A 25,280-nucleotide genomic window follows, 5' to 3' on the forward strand; every position below is an offset into this window, starting at 1 on the left:
CCGCGCTTATCGCGCGTGATCCGCTCCTTCAAACCGACAAGCGAGCCAACGCCATGTGCCTGCTCTGCGACGATGAAGCGGCCTACAAGGCCTATATGGACTATCTCGACGCCATGGAGCGGAAGGGCAAGGCCGCCGATCCGGACAAGGCCGTCAACGAGATCCTCGACCAGCTCGAAGCGGCCGCCAATACCAAGAAAGCCTCCCCTGCGAAGAACAAGTTCTTCGCGGACGACCCGGCCGACGACAAGACACTTTCTCCTTTCTTCTGCAGCCCGATCAACAAATGACCGATTTGACTTCGCTGACGCTCGCGGAGGCCCGCAAGGGTCTCGCGAGCAAGACCTTCACGTCGCTCGAGCTGACCGACGCCCATCTCAAGGCGATCGAGGAGGCGCGGGCGCTCAATGCCTTCGTGATGGAGACGCCGGACCAGGCGCGCGCGATGGCGCGCGACGCCGACGCCAAGATCAATCGAGGCGAGGGCGGACCGCTGGCCGGCATTCCGCTCGGGATCAAGGACCTGTTCGCGACCAAGGACGTTCGCACCACGGCCTGTTCGAAGATCCTCGGTAATTTCGTGCCGACCTACGAGTCGACAGTGACCTCGCAGCTTTGGCGCGATGGCGCGGTGATGCTCGGCAAGCTCAACAATGACGAGTTCGCGATGGGCTCGTCGAACGAGACCTCGTACTTCGGCCCGGTCGGCAACCCCTGGCGCCGCGAGGGCTCCAACACCACGCTGGTGCCGGGCGGTTCGTCCGGCGGCTCGGCGTCGGCGGTGGCGGCGCTGCTCTGCATGGGCGCGACCGCAACCGATACCGGCGGCTCGATCCGCCAGCCGGCGGCGTTCACCGCGACCGTCGGCATCAAGCCGACCTATGGCCGCTGCTCGCGCTGGGGCATCGTCGCCTTCGCTTCCTCGCTCGACCAGGCCGGGCCGATCGCGCGCTCGACCCGCGATGCGGCGATCCTGCTGCGCTCGATGGCCGGCCACGACCCGAAGGACACGACCTCGGTCGACATCCCCGTGCCGGACTACGAGGCCGCGATCGGGAAGTCCGTGAAGGGCATGAAGATCGGCATTCCCAAGGAGTATCGGCTCGACGGCATGCCGGCCGAAATCGAGAAGCTCTGGAGTGAGGGGCGCAAGTGGCTGGAAGCCGCCGGTGCAGAAACCGTCGAGGTGTCGCTGCCGCACACCAAATACGCGCTGCCGGCCTATTACATCGTGGCGCCGGCGGAGGCGTCCTCCAACCTCGCCCGCTACGACGGCGTCCGCTACGGCCTGCGCGTGCCCGGCAAGTCCATTGGCGAGCTCTACGAAAACACCCGGGCCGATGGTTTCGGGCCCGAGGTGCGCCGCCGCGTCATGATCGGCACCTATGTGCTGTCGGCCGGCTATTACGACGCCTATTACATCCGGGCGCAGAAGGTCCGCACCCTCATCAAGAAGGACTTCGAGGACTGCTTTGCGAGGGGCGTGAACGCGATCCTGACGCCGGCGACGCCGTCGGCCGCGTTCGGCATCGGCGAGAAGGGCGGCGCCGATCCGGTCGAGATGTATCTCAACGACATCTTCACGGTGACGGTGAACATGGCGGGCCTGCCTGGCATCGCCGTGCCCGCCGGCAAGGACAGTCAGGGGCTGCCGCTCGGGCTGCAGCTGATCGGCCGTCCGTTCGACGAGGAGACGCTGTTCTCGCTCGGCGAGGTCATCGAGCAGGCGGCGGGACGCTTCACGCCGGTCCGGTGGTGGTAAGCGTCGCCGAGTTCAAGACGAGTCTCGCGGGCGACGCGCCCGCGGCCGGCCTGACGCCGGTGCTCACCGGCCTGTGGTGGCTGGCGAAGGGCGACTGGGACCGGGCGCACAAGATCATCCAGGACGAGACCGGCCGCGACGCGGCCTGGGCGCACGCGCATCTGCATCGCGTCGAAGGCGATCTCGGCAATGCCGCCTACTGGTATCGGCAGGCCGGGCAGCCCGTCGCCAAGGATGCATTGGATATCGAATTTGAGCGGATCGTCTCCGCGCTACTTGAATACAGAGAATAGCCTATGTCGATTGGGGCAAAAGCTGTTCTGTTGGTGCTAGGGAAACGCACATGACATTCGAAGTACGGCAAATTCTGGATGTAGGCGTAAGTCACCCGGTTGTGGCACGGCTTGGGCCCCAAACCAGCGAACTCACGAATTGGCTCAGCATCTCTAAAGAGAAGAAGCTTGAGCTCTCGCACGTCTACGCGATCACGCTTACCCAGCGGCTCATTGAGTGCCACAAGGTTCGCGACTCTCTAGCCGAGAAAATGAACGAAAGCCTTGAAAGGTTAGGCGATAAGCAAAGTCGGCAAGCCCGCGAAGTTCCTCACATTATTGGGCTCCAGAAGTTCGTCGAAGGCTTCTTATACGACGCCAAAGACTATCTTCGGGACTTGCTGAAGTTTTTTGAAATTCTCTATGACTGCAAGCTCAACGAGGCCAGCGCCTTTGCTGACCTGCAGGAAAAAGGAGAGAGCAAGCTCTCCAAATGGGCTTGCCTCAAGTTTGGCGATGAGCATCGTCTGACGAAGCTCATTCGATCCGAAGAGAGTTGGACTTCCGAACTTGTTCGCAAGAGGAATGCCATCGAGCATCCCGGAGAAAAGTCTGGAACCCTGAAGATTGAGAATATTCGATCGGCCGATCAAGTCGGACGCTATATTCCGCCTACCTGGACGCGCGCGGGTAAGCCGGATAGTAGCATCCTAACGGATATGGACATCTACCTAGACAATATGCTGACTCTTGCAGAGGATCTGTTGGCGTCCGTTGTTTTGGAAGAGTTAGCGCCCAGAGGGCTTACGATTCAAGAAATACCGATCGAGCTGAGGGATCGGCAGTGTCCGATTAGGCTCAGGGTTGTCTTGTTGGAGAACCTCCCGTTACCGCTGGGGCGCTCTAACCAAGGCAAGCTGATGAAGGGCGCCACCGGCGACTGGGAGGTCGTGATCGGCATGGAGATCCACGCCCAGGTCACCTCGAAGTCGAAGCTGTTCTCGGGCGCCTCGACCGCGTTCGGCGGCGATCCCAACAGCCACGTCTCGCTGGTCGACGTGGCGATGCCGGGCATGCTGCCGGTCATCAACGAGGAGTGCGTGCGCCAGGCCGTGCGCACCGGGCTCGGGCTCAATGCCAAGATCAACCTGCGCTCGGTGTTCGACCGCAAGAACTATTTCTATCCCGACCTGCCGCAGGGCTACCAGATCAGCCAGTACAAGGACCCGATCGTGGGCGAGGGCGAGGTCACGGTCGAGCTCGACGGCGGCAAGACCGCCACGATCGGCATCGAGCGCCTGCACATCGAGCAGGATCCCGGGAAGATGCTGCACGACCAGTCGCCGTCGCTGTCCTATATCGACTTCAACCGCTGTGGCGTGGCGCTGATGGAGATCGTCTCCAAGCCGGATATCCGCGATGCCGAGCAGGCCAAGGCCTACGTCACCAAGCTGCGGTCGATCATGCGCTATCTCGGCACCTGCGACGGCGACATGGAGAAGGGAAGCCTGCGCGCCGACGTCAACGTCTCCGTGCGCAAGCCGGGCGGCCCGCTCGGCACCCGCTGCGAGATCAAGAACATCAACTCGATCAATTTCATCGGCCAGGCGGTCGAGGCCGAGGCGCGCCGCCAGATCGAGATCATCGAGGACGGCGGCGTGATCGAGCAGGAAACCCGCCGCTTCGATCCCGACAAGGGCGAGACGCGCTCGATGCGCTCCAAGGAGGAGGCGCACGATTACCGTTACTTCCCGGACCCGGACCTGCTGCCGCTGGAGTTCGACCAGGCTTTCGTCGACGAGCTGAAGGCGGCATTGCCGGAGCTGCCGGACCAGAAGAAGGCGCGCTTCATCGCCGATGTCGGCCTGTCGCCCTATGACGCTTCCGTGCTGGTGGCCGAGCGCGAGAGCGCGGCGTTCTATGAGAGCGTGCTGGAGGCGCTGTCCGACCGGGCGCGCGACGGCAAGCTCGCCGCCAACTGGGTGATCAACGAGCTGTTCGGCCGGCTCAACAAGGAGGGCCGCGACATCGCGTCCTCCCCGGTGTCGGCTTCCCAGCTCGCGGCGATCGTCGCGCTGATCGGCGAAGGCACCATCTCCGGCAAGATCGCCAAGGATCTGTTCGAGATCGTCTGGAGCGAGGGCGGCGACCCCCGCGAGCTGGTCGAGAGCCGCGGCATGAAGCAGGTCACCGACCTCGGCGCCATCGAGAAGGTGGTCGACGAGATCATCGCCGCCAATCCGGACAAGGTTGCGCAGGCGAAGGCCAAGCCGCAGCTCGCCGGCTGGTTCGTCGGTCAGGTGATGAAGTCGTCGGGCGGTAAGGCCAACCCGCAGGCGGTCAACGATCTCCTGAAAAGCAAGCTCGGCATCTGAACGACGATCGCCCGTCTTCGTTCCAGCGGCGCGCACATGGTGCGCGCCGTTTGTCTTGGCGTCGCGGTCCGGCGAATCGCCGCACGCGATTCGCAAAAAAGCCACCATTGCCGAGCGTTCGAACGCACACGAGGGCGTGTGCAATGAAAATTTTTTCATTGCCAAAATTTACGACTCAGAGTCCGCGCGTTGCTCTCACCATGCGAGTCTGCACGCCGACACGCCGGCGTCGTCGCGTGCGACGTGCCGCTCAGCCGTTCAGAAAAATACTTGCAGCACAGGCTTTTTGCGCAATCTCGATTAGTTGCGATCGCGGCCTTGCGCGGGGAGACGTTTGTATTTTCTCGATCGATCGACGCGCTGCTTCGCGCGTTTCGTCAGCCGCACACGCGCGCGCCTGTCAACACTTCCTTAAGCCGGAAGCTGTTTTTTTTCACTCGTTGGTGTATCGATGAGGAGTGCAGCTCGATTCCCGAGTGCACGCATCGACTAAGCCATCTCACATCGGAGGGCAACATGGCCAAGAAAGCGAAGAAGGCGAAGAAGGCAGTGAAGAAGGTCGCGAAGACCGCGGCGAAGAAGACTGCCAAGAAGACCAAGAAGGTCGCCAAGAAGAAGTAACTCTCGCAGTCCTCTGCGAGATGAGTCCGGCAACTGATGCCGGCACGTCGTTGGAACGCAGGTCGGCATAGCTCCTCGAGAGCCGGGCGGATCTCCTGAAGCTCCAACAGACGATAGAGGGTGTCGGCGAGACATCAGGTCAACGGTCGGATCGAACTCGAGGGCGGCTTCGCTCGCGGTACGGTCCGGCAGAAGAAACAGGATTTCTTCGTTCGGTGCAGATCGCGTTTCCGGTCTGCAATCTCACGAGCGGCTATCAGCCAGAGTGGGATCTGATCCTGACGTGTTCGCCGACGCCCTCGATCCTTGAGCACCGCGCCTTTGGCGACTGTGTGCCTCCAACCTTCCCATAGACGAACGGCATCATCATCATCATCAGCAGCTCGGCGCAGCCGTGCTCGTACCGCGCTGCGCAATCCCCCGCACGTGCTGTCGAGACGTGTCCAGTCCCGGTGCGGCTGTTGACCAACGGCGTGGTGCGCTCCGCGCCAGCGCGGTGAGGCGCTTTCGCGGATGGTTATGAGTTTGCCAAACAGAACGGTAAACCGCTCTTTGCCGAGTTGAAGAATCCATTTCGAATCAATGCATTGAAGCCGGCCCGGGAAAATGCGGGGCTCCGCGTTCAGGGCTCGTTCAGCACGATGTTTAAACTGCCTTTCAAACTTGATCGGTCATCCTTCGCGCATAAGCCGCGAGACGGCATGGGGATAACCAGGCGTTGAACAGTTGGACGGGGGCGTGCTCGGGTGACCGGCCGCCTCCTCGAGCGAAGGAGAGCGACGATGTTTCAGGGACAACTCAATTTTGATGACGTGACCACCGCGGAGCAGGGCGCCAGCGGCGATGTGCTGTTCGAGCTCGGCATGCTCTATGCGAGCGGTCGCGACGGTATGGTCGATCTGATCGCCGCGCACAAATGGTTCAATCTCGCCGCCCTCAGGGGGCGCGTCGACGCCGTGGCAATGCGCCGCGAGGTCGCCGAGCAGATGTCGGACGCCGAGATCGCGACCGCGCAGCGCGAGGCGCGCGCCTGGATGACCGCGCACTGAGCGAGCTAAGCCGCGGCTTGGCGGCTCTCGCTTTCGGCGCGAGGTATGCCGCACGCGCCAGAGTTGCCGGCCGCGAACCGGGGCGCTGGATGACCCGCGCCCGATCGCTCATTCTCGTCGGAAGCGGGCCTCGTCGCGCGCCCATAAATCTCCTATCTGTCGTTCGGCGTGACGCAGACAAGCGGGATTGACGGCATGGGCCAGGCACGGCGACAGGCGCGGCGGCAAGAGCTGATCGACTGCCATGACTGCGGCAGCGGTGTCTCCTTCAGCGCAGTGGCGTGCCCGCATTGTGGATCGACCGAGCCGGCCGGGCCTGCGGTGCAGAGCCGGCGCGAGTTGAAGCGTCTGCGGGTCGAGGCTCATAATGACCGCCGCCTCGTCGTGGTGACCGCCCTCTGTGCGGGTCTCGGCGCCATCTATGGTGCCGTGATGGGAGCAGGAGGCGCAGCGTCATGGTGGGCTGCGCTCGGCTATGGGTTCGTCGGCACCATCATTGGCGTGCCCGCCGCCTTCGTGATCAACATCAGCCGTGGCTTGTTCGATTGAACCGCGCGTGATTGAGCGGCAGCCGTGATCACGACGGTCACGCTCCGTTGCGATCCGGCAGGTGCGTGAACGGCTCGGCGTTGAGGCGGATGGTCAGGGGGAGGGGGCTGTTGGCCGCGCAGGGACGGCTGGCGGAGACGGAGGGATTCGAACCCTCGATAGGGCTTTACAACCCTATAACGGTTTAGCAAACCGCCGCCTTCAGCCACTCGGCCACGTCTCCGGCGAGGGTCGGTATGCCCGACGCCGCGCTGAGCCGCAAGCGGCAGATTGCATGCGGTTTCGAAATCCTCACAGGGCCGCGGCTTCGCTGGACTGGTGTGGACGGTGCTCTTCACCTTCGGCCATCGATGCGAGCTGAGCCTGCCGTTGATCGGCCGCGGCACGGCATGGAAGTCGACGGGCGGCGCCGGCCCTCTCGATGGTCCCTGACACGGAGGACCCCTAATATAGAGGGTCGTCTGCAAAGGCGGCCGGTGGCAGGGGCGCAGACGGCATCGTCCTCCAGCCCGATTCTCGTTCAGCGCGTGGGCTGGATTCGTGGTCCCAGACGCCTGACTTGGGGCGGGTTCCTGGCGGGCGAGTGCTCGCGGCCTTGAGCACCCCAAATTGCGTTGTCACAAAACGACAACATAAACAGCCACTTAGGTGTTCCCGCAGAACCACGGTTCCGTGCCTTTTGTGCAACACCGGTCCGAAAAGGCGCCGCTCGAGCGCCGCAATGATGGTTCCTTTGTTGCGTGTGCAAAGGCCTTCGGTAATTCTGCTCGCACGACGAAGGGGGGCATCCCAACGTCGTCCCGTTTAGGTCGTTCGCTCAAGTCCCTCGCGTTCATGCGGGTGTGTCCGATAGCGCGAAGCGGCTGAGCGACGGGTCGAAGAGGGATAACGGGTCCAACCCCAAGGGTGTCTCTCACCCAGCGGAGGCGGAACCTTCCCTGACTGAGCAACTTGGAGGTTTAACATTATGAACACGATCAAGAGCCTTGTCCTGGGCTCGGCGGCCGCTCTCGTCGCCATGTCTGGGGCTCAGGCAGCTGACCTTCCGATCAAGGCCAAGGCGGTCGAATATGTGAAGGTCTGCTCGCTTTACGGCGCTGGCTTCTACTACATCCCCGGCACCGACACCTGCATCAAGCTGGGCGGCTACCTGCGTGCTGAAACGTCGTTCGCCAGCAACGGCCAGTACAACAACGCCGTCAACGGCGTTGCCGGCGGCATGAACCGTAACAGCAACTACTACTACAGCCGCGCTCGTCAGGACCTCAACATCGACACGCGCACCGCGACCGAGTACGGCGTGGTCCGCACCTTTGCTGACCTGACGTTCACCTGGACCAGCGGCACCTACGCTGGCTCGGGCTCCGCGACCGGCGCGACCGCCTACTCGACGGCTGGCGCTCCTGGCGCTCAGGCCGACGGCAATATCGCCCAGGGCGGCATCGGCGTGTACTACGCCTTCATCCAGTTCGCTGGCTTCACGATGGGTAAGGCCGTGTCGCAGTTCGACGCGCCCTGGACCAACTACCCGGGCAACAACTTCGACGGCCTGTGGGGCGGCGGCGGCACCGTGACCGGTGTCAACCAGTTCACCTACACCGCCGACTTCGGTTCGGGCATCACTGCGGCGATCTCGGCGCAGGACGCGAGCCAGTACTACACCACCAACATGTGGAACGTGTCGGGTATCACCGCGGCCGGCATCATCGGCGGCTCGTATGGCACCAACAACTTCGGTGGCAACGTGTCTCCGGACATCGTCGGCATGGTCCGTGTCGACCAGGCTTGGGGTCTGTTCCAGGCGTCGTTCGCGGCGCATGACAACCACACCGGCTACTACGGCGCCACCGAGCTCACGGGTCACCCGGCTGACAAGTGGGGCTGGGCTGCTCAGCTGGCCTTGTCGATCAAGAACATCCCGACCGGCCCCGGCGACACCATCAACATCCAGGGCGTCTACACCAACGGTGCGAGCCGCTACAACGCTCAGAGCCTGGTGCCGACCACCTACGCGATGTACGGCGGCAGCAGCACGGCTGGTGTCTACGGCACGCTCGGCTTCGCTGGCGTCAGCGATTCGGTCTTCGTGACCGGCGGTGAGCAGCAGCTGACCACGACCTACGGCTTCCGTGGCGCCTACACCCACAACTGGAGCCCGACCTGGAACTCGGCGATCTACGGTTCGTGGGCTGCCGTGAGCTACAACAACACTGCCAAGGGCCTGATCTGCGGCAGCGCGGCGATGGGTACGATCGCGGGCGCAGGCTTCACCTGCAACCCCGACTTCAACATCTCCTCGCTCGGCTTGATCACCCGTTGGACCCCGGTCAAGAACCTGACCTTCTCGGCCGACGTGGCCTGGACCAACCTGGACCAGAAGTACTCGGGCAACATCGTTTCTCCGGCCACGACCACGACCTCCAAGCCGGCTGCGGTCTATCAGCTCAAGGACCAGAACTCGGTGTCCTTGCTGCTCCGCGCTCAGCGCAACTTCTGATCCTGATCGTCTGATCGGGTTCAAGAGCCCCCGGCAGGAAACTGCCGGGGGTTTTTGCTTGTGTGCGGGCGCTCATTCCGGCGCGGCACCGGGTCTGGTTCGCTCAAGCAGCGATCGATGCCAAATCGGCGGATCGAGGCAATTGAGCAAGGGATCCGATTGCCTGTGGCTCGAAAATCGCATTCGTTTCAGTAGTTTGGCTGCATGCTGGTATTTTTTTAAAAATGGTGTTGAAAACAGATGAGTTGATAAGCTAATTTTGTCATGCCTGAGTAATCATTCACCACCTACGCAAGACGACGATCATACGATGTTAGACCCCAGGAAGCCTCTGGCGATGCCCCGCCGGAGGCTTCTTCATGTCGGGATCTCCTCGCCGCCCAGCATCTGACGTTGCGTCTCGATTGCAGAGCCTCGGCGTGATCTCCGCAGGCCGTGCCGTCAGCGCAAACATCGATCGTCTCTCCAAAAATCGTTGCGCATCGGCTTGACCGGGAAATGCCGGATGGTCACCATGACCGCTAGATGACGGGGCCACACCGTCACGCCAGCGAGGAATGAGTCCAAAGATGAGTTCGGAAGGCTCTGTGGGAGTGCTGCGTCCGTGGTCCGACCAAGACGATCTGGCGGGCGCCATCACGCGGCTGCTGGAAGCGCGGCCCGAGGGCCGGGCCGAGCTTGCGGAATGTCTGGCGGTTGCGCAGCGGATCGAGGCCAGCGACGACGAGTCGTGGTACCGCGAGTGGATGCAATGCGCGGATGCGATGAAGGCTGCCGCCGCCGACGCCGTGAGCAGCGGCCGTCCCGAGCTGGCGTTTCGCAAATGGTCGCGCGCGATCGATTGTTATGAGGCTGCGGCCTGTCCGTTCAGCAGCTCACGCTCCCGCCAGGCCGTCGTGCTGTCCCGCATGCGCGAATGTGCGCGCGAATTCCTGCGCGGTGCCGATCCGCAAGGAGAGGTCGTCACAATTCACTGGCGCGCCGACTACCCGCTCGAAGCCTATTTCCTGCCGGCGCGTTGCGAGGCAGGCAGGGCGCCCACCGTCATCTGCATCGGTGAGCCCGGCCGTCGCAAGGAAACCTCCCTGTTCAAGCTTGCAGGCCATGCGGAGCAGCGCGGCCTGGCGCTGCTGGTGGTCGATCTGCTGGGCAGCGGACCGGACTGCCGCTTCGAGGAGATCGTCGGCCGTCGCGATCTCGAATCAGCCATCGCAAGCGTGATGGACTACGCGACGTCCCGTGACGACGTGGACGAAGGCCGGATCGCGATCCTGGCGGATGACTGGAGCTCGTCCTTCGTCGCGCGCGGCATCGCACTCGATCCGCGCTATGCTGCAGCGGTCTGCGACGCCGGCTTGTGGGATATTCACGAGCGCGTCTTCCTGTCGCGCCGACCCGGTGCGGGCGAGCGGGGCAGGCTGTCGATCGCCAGCGATGGGCTGGCGGCCCGGCAGATCATGTGTCCGCTGCTGGTGACGGTGCCGGAGCGTGGCTGGCTGCGGGCCGACATCGCAACCCGGCTGATCGCGCAGATCAAGCGCGAGCACCCGGACATCACTCTGAAGATCGTCTCCAGCGCGGGCGCCGATTGGCTCGAGGCCGATGCCTTCGTCTTCGACTGGATCGCCAAGCGTCTGGCGGGGTCTCAGCGGCCTCCAGGCTGACGCGACCGCATGTCTGTTCCAGCTCCCCCGTAAGAGGCGGTCGGGCCGTGACCGCCTCGGGGGGGCTCAGAGTCCCATCGTGAGTCGCGCGCTGGCCTTCTCGAAACGGTCCTTGAGGCCAGCCAGCTTGTCCGTGAAGGTCGCCAGCTCGCGAGCGTCGAATTCCTCGAAGATGAAGCTGAAGATCTGCGCCTGCTGAGCTTCCAGCTCGGCGAACTGCTCCGATGTCTTGGTGGTGAGCGACATCCGGACCACGCGCGCATCGTTGGGGGCGGGCTTGCGTTCCATGAAGCCCTTCTTCTCGAGCAGCTTCGACTGCGTCGTGACGAACGAAGGGTCGACGTGCAGCCGCTTGGCCGCCGCATTCACGGCGACTCCCTCGCCTTGATCCAGCTCGGAGATCGCCATCAGGATCATCCATTGCGGGCCACTGATGCCGATTCTCTTGGCCCAGAAGTACCTCAGCTCCTCCAGATGGACGTTGATCGTGGAGATCTCCCGGGCGAAGCGAAGAATGGCGTCGCGATTCTTCGGCAGATGTTCGACAGTCTTCGGTTGCGCGTCCGCTTCCACAGGTGCGGCAGACATGTTCTTCAAGGGCGCCATTGCTCAGGAGTTCCAGTACGAAGCTCGACCCTAAAGAAAAAAAATCCGCAACAAAATCACTTATCTAGGAGGACATCGGCCGTCCCCCGTGCGCTGCACAACAAGCTGCCATTGTGTTGCCCCCAAGACACATTTCGGCTTCATTCAATTACCTGACTGCATAAACTATTTTGCTTACCGAATGAGCGAAGGCATAGTTCCTGATGACGGTGGGGGGTTACTCGATCGTCCCGTGACAGGTGGTTCGCTTAAGTCCCTCGCGTGATGCGGGTGTGTCCGATGGCGCGAAGCGGCTGAAGCGGTTTTTCGGGAGCAGAGGAAGCGGATCGTCCTGGGGGATCTTGGTCCGGTTCTTTCTCAAAAGAGCAACTTGGAGGTTTAAATGAAGACGGTTAAGAGCCTTGTCCTCGGCTCGGCGGCAGTTCTGCTCGCCATGTCCGCGGCTCAGGCGGCCGACCTTCCGATCAAGGCCAAAGCGGTCGAGTATGTGAAGGTTTGCTCCCTGTATGGTGCGGGCTTCTACTACATCCCCGGCACCGACACCTGCATCAAGCTGGGCGGCTATCTCCGCGCTGAAACGGCGATCGCCACGAACAGCGACTTCAACGGCACGTTCAGCGGCCAGGGTGGTGCGCATAACCGCCTGAGCAACTACTACACGGCCCGCGCTCGTCAGGACATCAACATCGACACGCGCACGGCGACCGAGTACGGCGTGGTCCGTACCTTCGCTGACCTGACCTTCAGCTGGACCTCCGGCGGCTATGCCGGCACGGGTTCGGCCACCGGTGCGACCGCTTACTCGACGGCTGGCGCGCCGGGCGCACAGGCTGACGGCAATATCGCGCAGGGTTCGGTCGGCGTGTACTATGCCTTCATCCAGTTCGCCGGCTTCACCATGGGTAAGGCCGTGTCGCAGTTCGACACGCCCTGGGTGAACTATCCGGGCAACAACTTCGACGGTCTCGCCGGCGGCGGCGGCACGGTCACTGGCGTCAATCAGTTCAGCTACACCGCTGACTTCGGCTCCGGCATCACGGCCACCGTTTCGGCTCAGGATGCGACCGCCTACTACCAGAACAACCTCTGGAACGTGGCGGGTTCGACGGCGGCTGGCGTGATCGGTGGTGCTTACGGCACCAGCAACTACGGCGGCAACGTCTCTCCGGACTTCGTCGGTATGGTCCGTGTCGACCAGGCCTGGGGTCTGTTCCAGGCGTCGTTCGCGGCGCATGACAACCATGTCGCTTACTACGGCGCGTCCGAGACCTCCGGCCACCCGGCCGACAAGTGGGGCTGGGCGGCTCAGCTGGCCCTGTCGATCAAGAACATCCCGACCGGACCTGGCGACACGATCAACGTGCAGGGCGTCTACACCAACGGTGCGAGCCGCTACAACATCCAGAGCCTGATGCCGAACAGCTACGCGATGTACGGCAGCACGGGTCTGGCTGGTGCCTACCAGAGCCTCGGCATTGCCGGCGTGGGCGACTCGGTGTTCACCACGGGTGGCGAGCAGCAGCTGACCACGACCTACGGTGTGCGCGGTGCGTACACCCACAACTGGAACCCGGCCTGGAACACTGCGATCTACGGGTCTTGGGCTGCCGTCCGCTACAACGGCACGGCCAAGGGCCTGATCTGCACCAGCCCCGGCGTGGTTGCGACCTTCAACGCGGGTTCGACCTGTAATCCGGACTTCGATCTGGCCACCATCGGCCTGATCACGCGCTGGACCCCGGTCAAGAACCTGACCTTCTCGGCCGACTTCGCCTACTCGTGGCTCGACCAGAAGCACTCGGGTTCGGTCACGGCCCCGGCTGCCGCCGCTGTCGCCAAGCCGGCTGCGGTGTATGAGCTGAAGGATCAGCAGTCGGCTGTCCTGCTGCTCCGCGCTCAGCGCAACTTCTGATCCAGACCGTCTCACGACGGTTTGACCAACCCCCGGCAGGCAACTGCCGGGGGTTTTTCTTTGCCTCGCCAGCGCGTGCTCCAGCACCGAGACCCGCATTCCTCACCGTGCCGCTTTGTCGCTGACAAACATGCTGCAGACCCGCCCGAGAACCACACCGCGCGGCCACGCGACGCAATACGATCTGGATGGAATTTCGCGACCGCCTCGTGGCCATGCGGCTCAAACATCCGTGAGAGGCGGTCAGCGGGTTCGCTCGGTTCGACCGCGCGTTTGAGCCAAGCTTGGCCTGCGTGATCTCGGGCGGGCGAGGGCCCGTGCCACGATCGCCGGGATGACGGGGCCAGAGAGTTTGAGCCTCGCGCTCGCCGCGGTTCTCGACGTCCGTCCTGCTGCATTCCCGCCACGACCGCGACACGCATTCGGCGGCGAAAGTCTTCCCCGACACATTACTCTTGGAGATCCGGCGACCGCGCGCCGTGCCGCGGCCGTGCCACATGCGTGATCCGGCCGGTCACGAGAATGGTCCGATAAAGCACCAACTCTGCCTCGCGATCGTTCCCACTGCAACGCTATGCGCGGGCACTGTGGTGCAGCTGGAGACGGGCTGACCGTTGGGGCGGTCGTTCGATGTCGAGCCGGGCCGGTCTGAACTGAGCAATTTGGAGGTTAGTATGAAGACTGTGAGGAGCCTTGTTTTGGGCTCAGGGGCGGCGTTGCTCGCCATGGGTGGGGCTCAGGCCGCCGACCTTCCGATCAAGGCCAAAGCGGTCGAGTATGTCAGGGTCTGCTCGATGTACGGCGCCGGATTTTTCTACATTCCGGGCACCGACACCTGCATCAAGCTCGGCGGCTATCTGCGGGTCGAGGCCGGCTTCGGCACGAATACGATCTTCCAGAATGCCGTGAACGGCGTCGCCGGCGGGCGAAATCGTCTCAGCAACTACTACACGACGCGTTCGCGCGCCGACCTCAACATCGACACCCGCACCGCGACCGAATATGGCGTCGTGCGCACCTTCTTCGACGGTGTCTTCCAGTGGACCGGGGGCAGCTATGCCGGGACCGGCTCCGCCACGGGCGCAACTGCCTATTCGACGGCGGGCGCGCCTGGAGCGCAGGCTGACGGCAACATCGCACAAGGCGGGATCGGCGTCTTCTATGCCTTCATCCAGTTCGCCGGCTTCACCATGGGTAAGGCCGTGTCGCAGTTCGACGCGCCCTGGGCCAACTACCCCGGCAACAATTTCGACGGTCTGACCGGAGGCGGCGGCACCATCACCGGCGTCAACCAGTTCACCTACACCGCGGACTTCGGTTCGGGCATCACGGCCGCGATCTCGGCCCAGGATGCGACGCAGTATTCGCAGTCGCAGATCTGGAATACGGCGGGACAGACGGCCGCCGGCGTGCTCACCGGCAGCTATGGCACGTCGAATTTCGGCGGCAACGTCGCGCCCGACATCGTCGGCATGGTGCGCGTCGATCAGGCCTGGGGCCTGTTCCAGGCGTCCTTCGCGGCACACGACAATCACGCCGCCTTCTTCGGTGCCAGCGAGACGACCGGGCATCCCGCCGACAAATGGGGCTATGCCGGTCAGCTCGCCCTGTCGATCAAGAACATCCCGACCGGCGCCGGCGACACCATCAATCTGCAGGGCGTCTACACCAACGGTGCCAGCCGCTACAACTTCCAGAGCCTCGCGCCGATCAACTATGCGATGTACGGCGGCAGCAACATGGCCGGCGCTTTCCAGAGCCTGGGCTTCGCCGGCGTGTCGGATTCGGTGTTTGGGGCGAATACCCAGCAGCAGCTGACCACCACCTACGGCTTCCGGGGTGCCTTTACCCACAACTGGGATCCGTTCTGGAACACGGCGGTCTACGGCTCCTGGAGCGGCGTCAGATACAACAACACCGCGAAGGGACTGATCTGCAACGGTGCGGGCATGGTCGCTCTCGGAATCACGCCTGCGAATTGCAACCCCGACTTCAACATCTCGACGGTGGGTGTGATCACGCGCTGGACGCCGGTCAAGAATCTGACCTTCTCTGCGGACGTCGCTTGGACCCGGCTGGACCAGAAGTTCACCGGCGTGGCGAACGCACCGGCGGTCGCGGCGGTCGCCAAGCCGGCCACGACCTACCAGTTGAAGGACCAGGACTCGGTCTCGCTGCTGGTGCGTGCCCAGCGCAACTGGTAAGTGCGGGCGAATGGCGAATAGGGAGTAACGAACAGCAGTTGACGACGGAGCGGAGCCCAGGCTTCGCTACTCGCTACTCGCTACTCCACCACAGCGCCGCGGCGCAGATCGGCCTCGATCTGCAGCCGCGAGCCGCCGCCGAAGCGGGCGCGATAGACCTGCAGGTTCTCCATCACCCGCTGCACATAGTTGCGGGTCTCCGCGAACGGAATCAGCTCGACCCAATCCACCGCGTCCACCTTCGGATCGCGTGGGTCGCCATACCGCTCGACCCATTTCCGTACGCTGCCGCGGCCGGCATTGTAGGCCGCGAACGTCATGATGTACGAGCCGCGATAGTCCTCGAGCAGGCCGCCAAGCTCAGCCGCGCCGAGCTGCGCGTTGTAGACCGGGTCGGTCTTCATCCGGTTCAGATCGAAGCTGACGCCGGCGCGCTTGCAGACGTAGCGACCCGCATCCGGCGTGACCTGCATGAGCCCGTAGGCCTGAGCCGGCGAGACCACGGCCTGGTTGAAGGCGCTCTCCTGGCGCGCGATCGAGAAGATCACGCTCTGCTCGACCTCCGGCCCGAGCGCCCGGAACGCGGGGATGCCCGTGACCGGATAGGCGTAATGATCGAACGGCAGTCCGCGATTGAGCGCGGCCTTGCCAACCAGCAGCATCGCTCGCGCATCGCTGTTTCGCGCGGCGATTTCCGCGATTCCGACCAGCACGTCGGGGTCGCCGTTGTCGCCCATGTCGGCAAAGATCGGGATCGCGACCTCGCCCTCGTCGAGCTCGTAGAGCAGTTGCACCGCGCGCACCACCTCGAGCCGTTCGACGCCGCGTCCGCGGCCGCTCGGCGCGGCATTGAGGCCGAGCTGCGGCAGGCCGAGCTTCGCGCGCGCCAACTGTCCGTAGTAGCTCGTGGACTGCTCGGCGGCCGACGTATAGGCCGCGCGCGCCTCCTGCATGCGCCCCATCGCTTCTGCCGCGCGGCCCTGCCAATAGCCGGCCCGCGCCAGGGTGGTCGGATTGACGCTGCCGACGCCAATCCGTGCAAAGTGCTGGGCCGCGGTGGCCGGATCGTTGAGGAAACGCAGCGCGATCCAGCCCGCGGTGAATTCCTGCTCGGTCTTGTAGATGTCGCGGTTCGGCAGCGCCGCGTCGCGCGCGATCAGGTAGGCGTTGCGATATTCGCCGGTGTCGATCATCTTGCGCGCCAGCAGCCGGCGCTCGATCCACCATTCGTCCAGATTGTGCAGGCGGCCGGGATCCTTGGGCGCGTTCAGCATCAGCTGCGCCGCCTCGGCGAATTTTTCATCGCGCCGCAGCAGTTGGATGCGGCTGAAGATGTAGCCTGCATCGCCGTGGAGTTCGCGCGGCACGGCATCGAGCAGGCTCTGGCTGTTGGAGGCTTTGCGGTAGGCCGCGATTCGCGCTTTTGCCAGCGCCACGTGGCCCGAGCCAAGCCGCCGGGCAGCGCGCATGGCGGCCTCGTGCTCGCTGCCATACAGCAGCGTGTCCATCCGCGCCTTGTGATCGCCGCCGGACAGCAGGGCACCGTACTGGTCCAGGATGTTGTTCTCGGTCTCCTCGGACATCGCGTCGTTGCGCCAGGCATCGCGCACCAGGCGCTCGGCATTGGCGCGGTCGCCGCGATTGAGCATCACCCGGGCCAGCGCGAACTTGCCCTTGGCCGACAGCGGCGATTCGTTCTCGAACCAGGACCACACCACGGCATCGTCGCGCTTGTCGTCCCACAACGCGGCCTCGAGCCGGCGCCGCAGGAAGGTCTGTGACGGCCAGGACGGGTTGGCGGCGATGAACGCGCGGTAGCGCTCCACGCTGGCATTGTTGTTGTCGCTGCGCAGGATCACCCACTCCGCGAGCTTGCGCGCCACGGGATCCGAGATCGCCTGCACGACCTCGGTGGCATCGCTGGGCTTGCGCTTGCGGACGAGCTCGATCACGTTTTCGAGCGCGTCCTTGTCGGACTGCGAGGTCGAGGACGTCACGGCGATCGCAGCCGGCACCACGAGCTTACGGGAGGCGGGCAGGGCGGCATGCTGGCGGGCCGGCAGGCTTGCAGCCGCCGCGCTGGGGGTGATGTCCCTCGGGGCCGCGCGCGGCGTCTCGCCGGCGCCCTTGGGGCTGTTCTTGACCTCGGCCTTCGCTTCGGCCCGCGCGTCGACCTCGCTCTTGGTCCCGGCGGCCTCGTGGGTGTTCGTCTTCGGGACCACGCTGCGCGCGATTGGACGCGCCTTCGGCACGGGAACCTTGGTCGCGGGAGCCTTGGATCCCGAAACCTTGGACCCAGCGGCCTGGTCCTTGGCGAGAGCGCCATGTCCGGCGAGAGCCCATCCGAGTGTCAGGCCGGCGGCCAAGGACACCGAGAGTGACACCGACAGGGCGGTCGATCGCAATGCAGTGGCGCGGGCAGAAAAGGGCACGGCGTTCCTTTTGCGGCGGATGACTTCGATCCCCTGACCAACATGGGTCTATCGAAAAGGTGAACAAATCCTAAATATACCGGGAAGGACTGCAACCTGCGCCAACACCGCGGCGAAATCACGACCGAAGGGCGGCGTGCGGGCCGTGGGGCTTCAGCGAAGGGTGATCGCGGGCCTCGGCAAAGCGATTCGCGCGATTCGTGTGCCTGTTGAGAAGGCAGCCCAGCCGCGGGCGGGCCTTCCGCCCCGTCGGTAGACCCGGTATGAAGTGGCTCGCACAGGGGCCAAACGGCGTTTGGGAGGGAGTTTCATGGCAGCCAAGACGAATTTCCGGGGTTCTTTCACCGCCTTGGTCACTCCTTTCAAGAACGGGTCCGTGGACGAGGCCGCTTTTCGCAGCCTTGTGAACTGGCAGATCGACGAGGGCACCAACGGCCTCGTGCCGGTCGGCACGACGGGCGAGAGCCCGACGCTCAGTCATGACGAGCACAAGCGGGTGGTCGAGTGGTGCATCGCCGAGGCCCGGGGACGCGTGCCCGTCGTCGCCGGCGCCGGCTCCAATTCGACCAAGGAGGCGGTCGAACTCGCCCAGCACGCCGAGAAGGCGGGGGCGGACGCGGTGCTGGTGGTGACGCCCTATTACAACAAGCCGACGCAGGAAGGCCTGTATCAGCACTTCAAGGCGATCAACGACGCGATCGGCATTCCGATCATCATCTACAATATTCCGCCGCGCTCGGTGATCGACATGTCCGTCGACACCATGAAGCGCCTGTTCGAGCTGAAGAACATCGCCGGCGTGAAGGATGCCACCGCGAGCATGGTGCGGGTGTCGCAGCAGCGCGCCGCGATGGGCGAGGAGTTCAACCAGCTCTCGGGCGAGGATGCGACGATCATCGGCTACATGGCGCATGGCGGCCATGGCTGCATCTCGGTGACGTCGAATGTCGCGCCGCGGCTGTGCTCGGAATTCCACCAGGCCTGGCAGAAGGGCGATGTCGCAACGGCGCTGAAGATCCACGACAAGCTGATGCCGCTGCACACCAATCTGTTCATCGAGTCCAACCCGGCCCCGGTGAAATACGCGCTGTCGCTGCTCGGCAAGATCGAGGAGAAGCTGCGGCTGCCGATGGTGCCGGTCTCGGAGCCGACCCGGGTCGCGGTGCGCGAGGCGATGGTTCATGCCGGACTGATCAACTGAGCCGACGTATCTGAGGGGGACGCGAGCATGTTGAAGGAATTCCGTGAATTCGCGATGAAGGGCAACGTCGTCGACCTCGCCGTCGGCGTCATCATCGGCGCGGCCTTCGGCGCCATCGTCACCTCGCTCGTCGCCGATGTCATCATGCCGATCATCGGCGCCATCACCGGCGGCCTCGATTTCTCGAACTACTTCATCCCGCTGTCCAAGACGGTCAATGCGAGCAACCTTGCGGACGCGAAGAAGCAGGGTGCCGTGCTGGCCTATGGACAGTTCCTGACCTTGACCCTGAACTTCTTCATCATCGCTTTCGTGCTGTTCATGATCATCCGTGTGATAAACAGGTTGAAGCGGAACGAAGCGGCAGCCCCCGCGGCGCCGGCGAAGCCCTCGGCCGAGGTCGAGCTGTTGACCGAGATCCGTGATCTCCTGAAAAAGTCCTGATGGCTGAAAAGAACGAACCCAAGATCACGGTCGCCGCCGAGAATCGCAAGGCGCGGTTCAACTACGCGATCGAGGACACCATCGAGGCCGGCATCGCGCTGACCGGCACCGAGGTGAAGTCGGTCCGCGGCGGCAAGTCGACGATCGCGGAATCCTATGCGGATTCGCGCAACGGCGAGATCTGGCTGATCAACGCCAACATTCCGGAATATCTGCAGGCCAATCGCTTCAATCACGAGCCGAAGCGGCCTCGCAAGCTGCTGCTACATCGCAAGCAGATCAACAAGCTGATGGGCGCCGTCGAGCGCGAAGGCATGACGCTGATCCCGCTGAAGCTCTATTTCAACGAGCGGGGCCGCGCCAAGCTGCTGCTCGCCGTCGCCAAGGGCAAGAAGCTGCACGACAAGCGCGAGAGCGAGAAGAAGCGCGATTGGGGCCGCGAGAAGGGCCGGCTGCTGCGGGCGCGCGGCTAACGAGACCTTTGCCGCGCGCTCCTCGGCGGCACGCCTGAGCCTTGGGAAAGCATCCGATGAATCAGAAGAACCTCTTGGACGTCGACTGGAGCCGGATTCCGGCTCCGACCGACGACGGCGCAGCCGATCATCTGGTCGGGACGATCATTCCCGCGATCGGACTGCGTGCGACCGACGACACGCTGGTCACGTTGTCCGACCTGCCAGGACGGACCGTCGTGTTCGCCTATCCGCGGACCGGCGAACCCGGCAAGGTGTCGCTGGTCGAGGACTGGGACATGATCCCGGGTGCGCGCGGCTGCACGCCGCAGACCTGCAGCTTCCGCGACCTGTTCGGCGAGTTGAAATCGGCCGGCGCCGCGCATGTGTTCGGCCTGTCGACGCAGAGCAATGCCTATCAGACCGAGATGGCCTCACGCCTGCACCTGCCGTTTCCGGTGCTGTCGGACGAAAAGCTCGAGCTGACCAATGCCCTGCGGTTGCCGACGATGGAGATCGCCGGGCTGACCATGATCAAGCGGCTTGCCATGATCGTGGACGACGCCCGGATCACCCACGTGTTCTATCCGGTGTTTCCACCGGACAGGAACGCGGACGACGTGCTGGCGTGGCTGAAGGACAACCGCGCATCTGCCGCGTGAGGATAAGGGCGGGCCGAACTAATCCAGATCCGCCTTCACGCGCGCGAACACGGCGTGGAACATCTCGGTCGTGAGCACGCCGGTGTTCGTATTGTAGCGTGAGCAGTGATAGCTGTCGTACAGCCGGATCCCGCCGGCCTGGTGCACGGCGCCATGGGCGAACGGCGCCGCGACCGCGCGCAAGCCCAGCAGCTTCAGCAGCGTGTCGTGGGAGATGCGGCCGAGCGCGACGATGCTGCGCAGCCGAGGCATCGCGGCGATGGTGGCGCCGAGGAAGCTCCGGCATTGGTTGATCTCGGCCGGCAGCGGCTTGTTCTGCGGCGGCACGCAGCGCACCGCGTTGCTGATTCGGCAGTCCACCAGCGTCAGCCCGTCGTCGGGGCGGGCTTCGAAGCGGCCTTTTGCAAATCCGTAGTGCAGCAGCGTCCCGTAGAGCAGCTCCCCGGCATAGTCGCCGGTGAACGGGCGCCCGGTGCGATTCGCACCCTGCAGCCCTGGCGCGAGGCCGACGATCAGGAGGCGCGCGTCGGGATCGCCGAACGACGGCACCGGGGCGTTGAACCATGACGGCTCACGCGCGCGCTGCGCCTCGCGGAACTCAACGAGGCGAGGGCACAGCGGACAGTCTCGATCGGGATTGGTCGAAGACGGGGCAGGCGGCGCAGGCTGAGTGCCCGTCCGCCTAGTCCTCGAAATCGTCATCGTTGGGCGTGGTGGTGGTGGTGGTCGTGGCGCGGGCGGGCGCCGTGGTCGAGCGCTGCAGGAATTGCGGGGAATGGTGGCGCGGCTCGCGCGGGGCGGGGCGCTCCGACGGGTCGCGGCCGAGCTTGGACTGCAACTCCATGAGGTCGGTGAAGACGTCGGCCTGGCGGCGCAACTCGTCGGCGATCATCGGCGGCTGGCTGGAGATGGTCGAGATCACGGTGACGCGAACGCCGCGGCGCTGCATCGCTTCGACCAGCGAACGGAAGTCGCCGTCGCCCGAGAACAGCACCATCTGGTCGATATGCTCGGCGAGTTCCATGGCATCGACGGCGAGCTCGATGTCCATGTTGCCCTTGACCTTGCGCCGGCCGCTGGCGTCGATGAATTCCTTCGTCGCCTTGGTGACGACCGTATAGCCGTTGTAGTCGAGCCAGTCGATCAAGGGCCGAATCGACGAGTACTCCTGATCCTCGATGATCGCGGTGTAATAGAACGCGCGGAGCAGCGTGCCGCGGCTCTGAAATTCCTTGAGCAGGCGCTTGTAGTCAATGTCGAAGCCGAGCGTCTTGGCCGTGGCGTATAGGTTGGCGCCGTCAATGAAGAGCGCAATCTTGTTGGTCGAAGATGACATTCAGTGTCTCGCGTTCAGTTAGATTCTATTTTTGGCGCGACTCCAGTCGGTCGCGCATTCCATTTCAAGATACTGCCAAGGCGTCGGCGGTCCATCTGGTGTGAGGTTACCGCAAACAGGAGTGGTCGGGGCAACAAAGGCGCACTTGTGACGACGTAATGAAGCGTTTTCTTGTCCAAGGCCCGAATTCCGCGGGTCTGGACGGAGCGCCAGTCAAGGTTGCCGAATTCGGTACTCCTTGCCCCTTACCGAACCCTGACGCCAGTTTTGCCTTGCGAAAGCCGGCCAGCCTCTATAACTAGCCCAGCATAATCAGCATATTAAGCACACAAAGGACCGGAGCGACAATGGCGCGCGTCACTGTGGAAGATTGTATCGATAAAGTCGACAACCGGTTCGACCTGGTTCTCCTGGCCGCGCATCGCGCGCGCATGATCTCATCAGGATCGCAACTTACAATTGATAGAGATAATGACAAGAATCCCGTCGTCGCACTCCGGGAAATTGCGGATTCGACCATTTCTCCCGAGGATCTGAAGGAAGAACTGGTGCATTCGCTGCAGAAGTTCGTCGAGGTCGACGAGCCGGAGCCGGACACGGTGCCGTTGATCGGCTCGGCCGGTGCCAGCGTCGATGCCGACGACACCGAGGTCGCCGTCGAGCGCATGACCGAGGAAGAGCTGCTGAAGGGCCTCGAGGGCCTCGCTCCGCCGGAAGAGCAGCCGGAAGAGGACGAGTGACGGTCTCGTCACCGCCAGCGCGAGCTCCAGCTAACTTGTGAGAATGTGAAGGCCCGGACCACGTCCGGGCCTTTGCATTTGAACGTGATTCCGTGATTACCATAGGGCTGCGCCAAGCGCCTGCCATCCGGCAGATTTGGTCACGAAGATAAAGGTTTAGTCATTTTCCATGGTGGTTTCGGGCCACACTCCTCAGCAGATGCAGGCGGCGGCCGAATCGGCCGCGTTGGCGCCTCCGCCGCCGGCTGAGCGGCCGCGGCCGCCGAAGCCGCGCTCCCGCATGATGCGGCAGTACGATCTCGTGGAACGGGTCCGCTCCTACAATCCGGATACGAACGAGGACCTGCTCAACCGCGCCTACGTGTACGCCATGAAGGCGCATGGGTCGCAGACCCGCGCGTCGGGCGACCCGTATTTTACGCATCCGCTCGAGGTCGCGGCCATTTTGACCGACCTGAAGCTGGACGACGCCACCATCGTCGCGGCGCTGCTGCACGACACGATCGAGGACACCGAGGCGACCCGTGCCGAGATCGACCGCTTCTTCGGCCCCGAGATCGGTGCGCTCGTCGAAGGCTTGACCAAGCTGAAGCGGCTCGAGCTGGTCTCGCGCGAGGCCAAGCAGGCCGAGAATCTGCGCAAGCTCCTGCTGGCGATCGCCGACGACGTGCGTGTGCTGCTGGTCAAGCTCGCGGATCGCTTGCATAACATGCGCACGCTGGAGTTCGTGCCGGAGGCATCGCGGCGGCGGATTGCCGAGGAGACGCTCGACATCTACGCGCCGCTGGCGGGCCGGATGGGCATGCAGGAGATGCGCGAGGAACTCGAGGATCTCTCGTTCCGGACGCTCGACCCGCAGGCCTATAGCGTGGTGATGCAGCGGCTCGATGCGCTGGCGGAGCGCAACCGCAACCTGATCGGCGAAATCGAGAGCCAGCTGGCCCGCAAGTTTCGCGAGCACGGCCTCACCGCGCGGGTGTTCGGCCGCCGCAAGCGGCCATTCTCGATCTGGACCAAGATGGAACGCAAATCCATCGGCTTCGAGCAGCTGTCCGACATCTTCGGCTTTCGCGTCATCATGCCGGATCTGGAATCCTGCTATCGTGCGCTCGGTATCGTGCATACGACCTGGCCTGTCGTGCCCGGCCGCTTCAAGGACTACATCTCGACGCCGAAGCAGAACGACTATCGCTCGATCCACACGACCGTGATCGGCCCGGGCAAGCAGCGCGTCGAGCTGCAGATCCGCACCGAGGAGATGGATCAGATCGCCGAGCTCGGCATCGCCGCCCACGCCTTCTACAAGGACGACCTCGCCTCGCCGACGGAACGGCTGAAGCGCGAATCGAACGCCTTCGCCTGGCTCCGCCACACCATCGGCATCCTTTCGGAGAGCGCCAACCCCGAAGAGTTCCTCGAGCACACCAAGCTCGAGCTGTTTCACGATCAGGTGTTCTGCTTCACGCCGAAGGGCAAGCTGATCGCGCTGCCACGCCACGCAAACGTGATCGACTTCGCCTATGCCGTGCATACCGACGTCGGCAACAGCGCCGTCGGCTGCAAGATCAACGGCAAGTTCGCGGCGCTGTCGTCGGAGCTGCAGAACGGCGACGAGGTGGAAGTGCTGACCTCGGATGCGCAGTCGGCGCCGCCCTCGGCCTGGGAAACGCTCGCCATCACCGGCAAGGCACGCGCCGCCATCCGGCGCGCCACCCGAACCGCCGTGCGCGATCAATATGCCGGGCTGGGCCGGCGCATCGTCGAACGTCTGTTCGAACGGACCAAGCTCGAATATGCCGACGACAAGCTCAAGGGCGCGCTGCCGCGTCTGGCGCGCGCCTCGATCGAGGACGTGATGGCGGCGGTCGGCCGCGGCGAGATCAAGGCCTCCGACGTCGCGCGCGCGATGTATCCGGACTACAAGGAAGAGCGCGTCGTGCGCTACGGCGCCAAGAAGACGGCCGCCGCGCCGGCGGCCAAGGCTGCCGCGCCCGCGGCCGAGCCCCACCGCGGCCCGTTCGCCATCCCGATCAGCGGGCTCAATTCCGGCCTGCCGGTGAAGTTCGCGCCGAACGGTGGCGCCGTGCCGGGCGACCGCATCGTCGGCATCGTGACGCCGGGCGAGGGGATCACGATCTATCCGATCCAGTCGCCGGCGCTGAAGGATTTCGAGGAGGAGCCGGAGCGCTGGCTCGACGTGCGCTGGGATGTCGACGAGACCTCGCCGCAGCGCTTCCCGGCGCGCATTCGCGTCGAGAACGTCAACGAGCCCGGCAGCCTCGCCCAGGTCGCCACCGTGATCGCCGAGCATGACGGCAACATCGACAACATCAGCATGAGCCGCCGCTCGCCTGACTTCACCGAGCTCACGATCGATCTCGAGGTCTACGACCTCAAGCATCTCTCGGCGATCATCAACCAGTTGCGCGCCAAGACCATCGTGGCGCGGGTCGACCGGGTGAATGGCTAATCTGCGGGGATGGCTGCGGCGTTCTGCTTCGG

Annotated in this window: 20 protein-coding genes and 1 tRNA gene; 16 read left to right on the forward strand and 5 right to left on the reverse strand. The window is 63.9% G+C overall.

What is annotated here, in order from left to right:
- Positions 1–53 precede the first annotated feature (53 nt).
- From QX041_RS09740 to QX041_RS09765, 6 genes are all read left to right on the forward strand, one after another.
- Positions 54–290, forward strand: coding sequence for a hypothetical protein (locus tag QX041_RS09740; protein WP_316165140.1), 237 nt, complete (start codon positions 54–56; stop codon positions 288–290).
- Entirely contained in the window at positions 287–1,762 is a 1,476-nt protein-coding gene (gene gatA, locus QX041_RS09745; protein WP_316165141.1) for an Asp-tRNA(Asn)/Glu-tRNA(Gln) amidotransferase subunit GatA, read from the forward strand. The genes QX041_RS09740 and gatA overlap by 4 nt, the downstream gene beginning before the upstream one ends.
- Positions 1,753–2,055, forward strand: coding sequence for a hypothetical protein (locus QX041_RS09750; protein WP_316165144.1), 303 nt, complete (start codon positions 1,753–1,755; stop codon positions 2,053–2,055). Before gatA ends, QX041_RS09750 begins: the two co-directional genes overlap by 10 nt.
- An 899-nt stretch (positions 2,056–2,954) precedes the next feature.
- Positions 2,955–4,409: an Asp-tRNA(Asn)/Glu-tRNA(Gln) amidotransferase subunit GatB gene (gatB, locus tag QX041_RS09755; RefSeq protein WP_316165442.1), complete on the forward strand. Its 1,455-nt coding sequence runs from the start codon at positions 2,955–2,957 to the stop codon at positions 4,407–4,409.
- A 1,403-nt stretch (positions 4,410–5,812) separates the two neighbouring features.
- Positions 5,813–6,079 carry a hypothetical protein gene (locus QX041_RS09760; protein WP_315711373.1) on the forward strand — a complete coding sequence of 89 codons (267 nt, stop codon included), beginning with the start codon at positions 5,813–5,815 and terminating at the stop codon, positions 6,077–6,079.
- A gap of 195 nt (positions 6,080–6,274) precedes the next feature.
- Positions 6,275–6,628, forward strand: a complete 354-nt coding sequence (locus QX041_RS09765) for a hypothetical protein (protein WP_315752952.1) — start codon at positions 6,275–6,277, stop codon at positions 6,626–6,628.
- Between the two features lie 129 nt (positions 6,629–6,757).
- On the opposite strand, the gene QX041_RS09770 is transcribed toward QX041_RS09765, so the two are convergent.
- Positions 6,758–6,851 (reverse strand) — tRNA-Ser (locus QX041_RS09770).
- A gap of 744 nt (positions 6,852–7,595) precedes the next feature.
- Here QX041_RS09770 and QX041_RS09775 point away from each other — a divergent pair.
- Both QX041_RS09775 and QX041_RS09780 read left to right on the forward strand, forming a co-directional pair.
- Positions 7,596–9,125, forward strand: a complete 1,530-nt coding sequence (locus QX041_RS09775; protein WP_316165146.1) for a porin — start codon at positions 7,596–7,598, stop codon at positions 9,123–9,125.
- Positions 9,126–9,694: 569 nt separating this feature from the next.
- Complete coding sequence (locus QX041_RS09780) at positions 9,695–10,789, forward strand: hypothetical protein (protein ID WP_315752950.1); 1,095 nt, start codon at positions 9,695–9,697, stop codon at positions 10,787–10,789.
- A gap of 66 nt (positions 10,790–10,855) precedes the next feature.
- Here QX041_RS09780 and QX041_RS09785 read toward each other — a convergent pair whose 3' ends face one another.
- Complete coding sequence (locus tag QX041_RS09785) at positions 10,856–11,377, reverse strand: MarR family winged helix-turn-helix transcriptional regulator (RefSeq protein WP_316165147.1); 522 nt, start codon at positions 11,375–11,377, stop codon at positions 10,856–10,858.
- Positions 11,378–11,777: 400 nt separating this feature from the next.
- Between QX041_RS09785 and QX041_RS09790 the strand changes: the two genes are divergently transcribed.
- Positions 11,778–13,307, forward strand: a complete 1,530-nt coding sequence (locus QX041_RS09790; protein WP_315752949.1) for a porin — start codon at positions 11,778–11,780, stop codon at positions 13,305–13,307.
- A gap of 674 nt (positions 13,308–13,981) precedes the next feature.
- Complete coding sequence (locus QX041_RS09795; protein WP_315827232.1) at positions 13,982–15,511, forward strand: porin; 1,530 nt, start codon at positions 13,982–13,984, stop codon at positions 15,509–15,511.
- 80 nt (positions 15,512–15,591) lie between these two features.
- On the opposite strand, the gene QX041_RS09800 is transcribed toward QX041_RS09795, so the two are convergent.
- Positions 15,592–17,943, reverse strand: coding sequence for a lytic transglycosylase domain-containing protein (locus QX041_RS09800; RefSeq protein WP_316165149.1), 2,352 nt, complete (start codon positions 17,941–17,943; stop codon positions 15,592–15,594).
- Between the two features lie 310 nt (positions 17,944–18,253).
- Here QX041_RS09800 and dapA point away from each other — a divergent pair, with 310 nt between their 5' ends.
- From dapA to QX041_RS09820, 4 genes are read left to right on the forward strand one after another with little or no spacing between them, the layout of a single operon-like run.
- Positions 18,254–19,144 carry a 4-hydroxy-tetrahydrodipicolinate synthase gene (gene dapA / locus QX041_RS09805; RefSeq protein ID WP_315752947.1) on the forward strand — a complete coding sequence of 297 codons (891 nt, stop codon included), beginning with the start codon at positions 18,254–18,256 and terminating at the stop codon, positions 19,142–19,144.
- 27 nt (positions 19,145–19,171) lie between these two features.
- Positions 19,172–19,588 carry a large conductance mechanosensitive channel protein MscL gene (gene mscL / locus QX041_RS09810; RefSeq protein WP_315711385.1) on the forward strand — a complete coding sequence of 139 codons (417 nt, stop codon included), beginning with the start codon at positions 19,172–19,174 and terminating at the stop codon, positions 19,586–19,588.
- Positions 19,588–20,061 carry an SsrA-binding protein SmpB gene (gene smpB / locus QX041_RS09815; protein ID WP_315711387.1) on the forward strand — a complete coding sequence of 158 codons (474 nt, stop codon included), beginning with the start codon at positions 19,588–19,590 and terminating at the stop codon, positions 20,059–20,061. The genes mscL and smpB overlap by 1 nt, the downstream gene beginning before the upstream one ends.
- Before the next feature lie 56 nt (positions 20,062–20,117).
- Positions 20,118–20,702 (forward strand): peroxiredoxin, encoded by a 585-nt coding sequence (locus tag QX041_RS09820; protein WP_316165150.1) that lies wholly within the window; start codon positions 20,118–20,120, stop codon positions 20,700–20,702.
- Positions 20,703–20,720: 18 nt separating this feature from the next.
- Here the strand turns inward: QX041_RS09820 and QX041_RS09825 are convergent, their stop codons facing one another.
- Entirely contained in the window at positions 20,721–21,404 is a 684-nt protein-coding gene (locus tag QX041_RS09825; protein ID WP_315711389.1) for a uracil-DNA glycosylase, read from the reverse strand.
- A complete protein-coding gene (locus QX041_RS09830; protein ID WP_315711390.1) occupies positions 21,385–22,038 on the reverse strand; it encodes an NYN domain-containing protein in 654 nt (217 codons plus the stop codon). Before QX041_RS09830 ends, QX041_RS09825 begins: the two co-directional genes overlap by 20 nt.
- 347 nt (positions 22,039–22,385) lie before the next feature.
- Between QX041_RS09830 and rpoZ the strand changes: the two genes are divergently transcribed.
- Both rpoZ and QX041_RS09840 read left to right on the forward strand, forming a co-directional pair.
- Positions 22,386–22,778, forward strand: a complete 393-nt coding sequence (rpoZ, locus tag QX041_RS09835; protein WP_006612728.1) for a DNA-directed RNA polymerase subunit omega — start codon at positions 22,386–22,388, stop codon at positions 22,776–22,778.
- 169 nt (positions 22,779–22,947) lie between these two features.
- Entirely contained in the window at positions 22,948–25,248 is a 2,301-nt protein-coding gene (locus tag QX041_RS09840) for a bifunctional (p)ppGpp synthetase/guanosine-3',5'-bis(diphosphate) 3'-pyrophosphohydrolase (protein ID WP_315711393.1), read from the forward strand.
- The last annotated feature ends 32 nt before the right edge of the window (positions 25,249–25,280 follow it).

Origin of the sequence: Bradyrhizobium sp. SZCCHNRI2009, assembly GCF_032485115.1 — a bacterium.
GTDB lineage: Bacteria > Pseudomonadota > Alphaproteobacteria > Rhizobiales > Xanthobacteraceae > Bradyrhizobium.

Excerpts from the sequence above, each read along its gene's own strand:
- QX041_RS09740 (WP_316165140.1), top strand. The coding sequence starts at position 54 with ATGTGCCTGCTCTGCGACGATGAAGCGGCCTACAAGGCCTATATGGAC.
- gatA (WP_316165141.1), top strand. The coding sequence starts at position 287 with ATGACCGATTTGACTTCGCTGACGCTCGCGGAGGCCCGCAAGGGTCTC.
- gatB (WP_316165442.1), top strand. The coding sequence starts at position 2,955 with ATGAAGGGCGCCACCGGCGACTGGGAGGTCGTGATCGGCATGGAGATC.
- QX041_RS09760 (WP_315711373.1), top strand. The coding sequence starts at position 5,813 with ATGTTTCAGGGACAACTCAATTTTGATGACGTGACCACCGCGGAGCAG.
- QX041_RS09765 (WP_315752952.1), top strand. The coding sequence starts at position 6,275 with ATGGGCCAGGCACGGCGACAGGCGCGGCGGCAAGAGCTGATCGACTGC.
- QX041_RS09775 (WP_316165146.1), top strand. The coding sequence starts at position 7,596 with ATGAACACGATCAAGAGCCTTGTCCTGGGCTCGGCGGCCGCTCTCGTC.
- QX041_RS09780 (WP_315752950.1), top strand. The coding sequence starts at position 9,695 with ATGAGTTCGGAAGGCTCTGTGGGAGTGCTGCGTCCGTGGTCCGACCAA.
- QX041_RS09785 (WP_316165147.1), bottom strand. The coding sequence starts at position 11,377 with ATGTCTGCCGCACCTGTGGAAGCGGACGCGCAACCGAAGACTGTCGAA.
- QX041_RS09790 (WP_315752949.1), top strand. The coding sequence starts at position 11,778 with ATGAAGACGGTTAAGAGCCTTGTCCTCGGCTCGGCGGCAGTTCTGCTC.
- QX041_RS09795 (WP_315827232.1), top strand. The coding sequence starts at position 13,982 with ATGAAGACTGTGAGGAGCCTTGTTTTGGGCTCAGGGGCGGCGTTGCTC.
- dapA (WP_315752947.1), top strand. The coding sequence starts at position 18,254 with ATGGCAGCCAAGACGAATTTCCGGGGTTCTTTCACCGCCTTGGTCACT.
- mscL (WP_315711385.1), top strand. The coding sequence starts at position 19,172 with ATGTTGAAGGAATTCCGTGAATTCGCGATGAAGGGCAACGTCGTCGAC.
- smpB (WP_315711387.1), top strand. The coding sequence starts at position 19,588 with ATGGCTGAAAAGAACGAACCCAAGATCACGGTCGCCGCCGAGAATCGC.
- QX041_RS09820 (WP_316165150.1), top strand. The coding sequence starts at position 20,118 with ATGAATCAGAAGAACCTCTTGGACGTCGACTGGAGCCGGATTCCGGCT.
- QX041_RS09825 (WP_315711389.1), bottom strand. The coding sequence starts at position 21,404 with ATGACGATTTCGAGGACTAGGCGGACGGGCACTCAGCCTGCGCCGCCT.
- QX041_RS09830 (WP_315711390.1), bottom strand. The coding sequence starts at position 22,038 with ATGTCATCTTCGACCAACAAGATTGCGCTCTTCATTGACGGCGCCAAC.
- rpoZ (WP_006612728.1), top strand. The coding sequence starts at position 22,386 with ATGGCGCGCGTCACTGTGGAAGATTGTATCGATAAAGTCGACAACCGG.
- QX041_RS09840 (WP_315711393.1), top strand. The coding sequence starts at position 22,948 with ATGGTGGTTTCGGGCCACACTCCTCAGCAGATGCAGGCGGCGGCCGAA.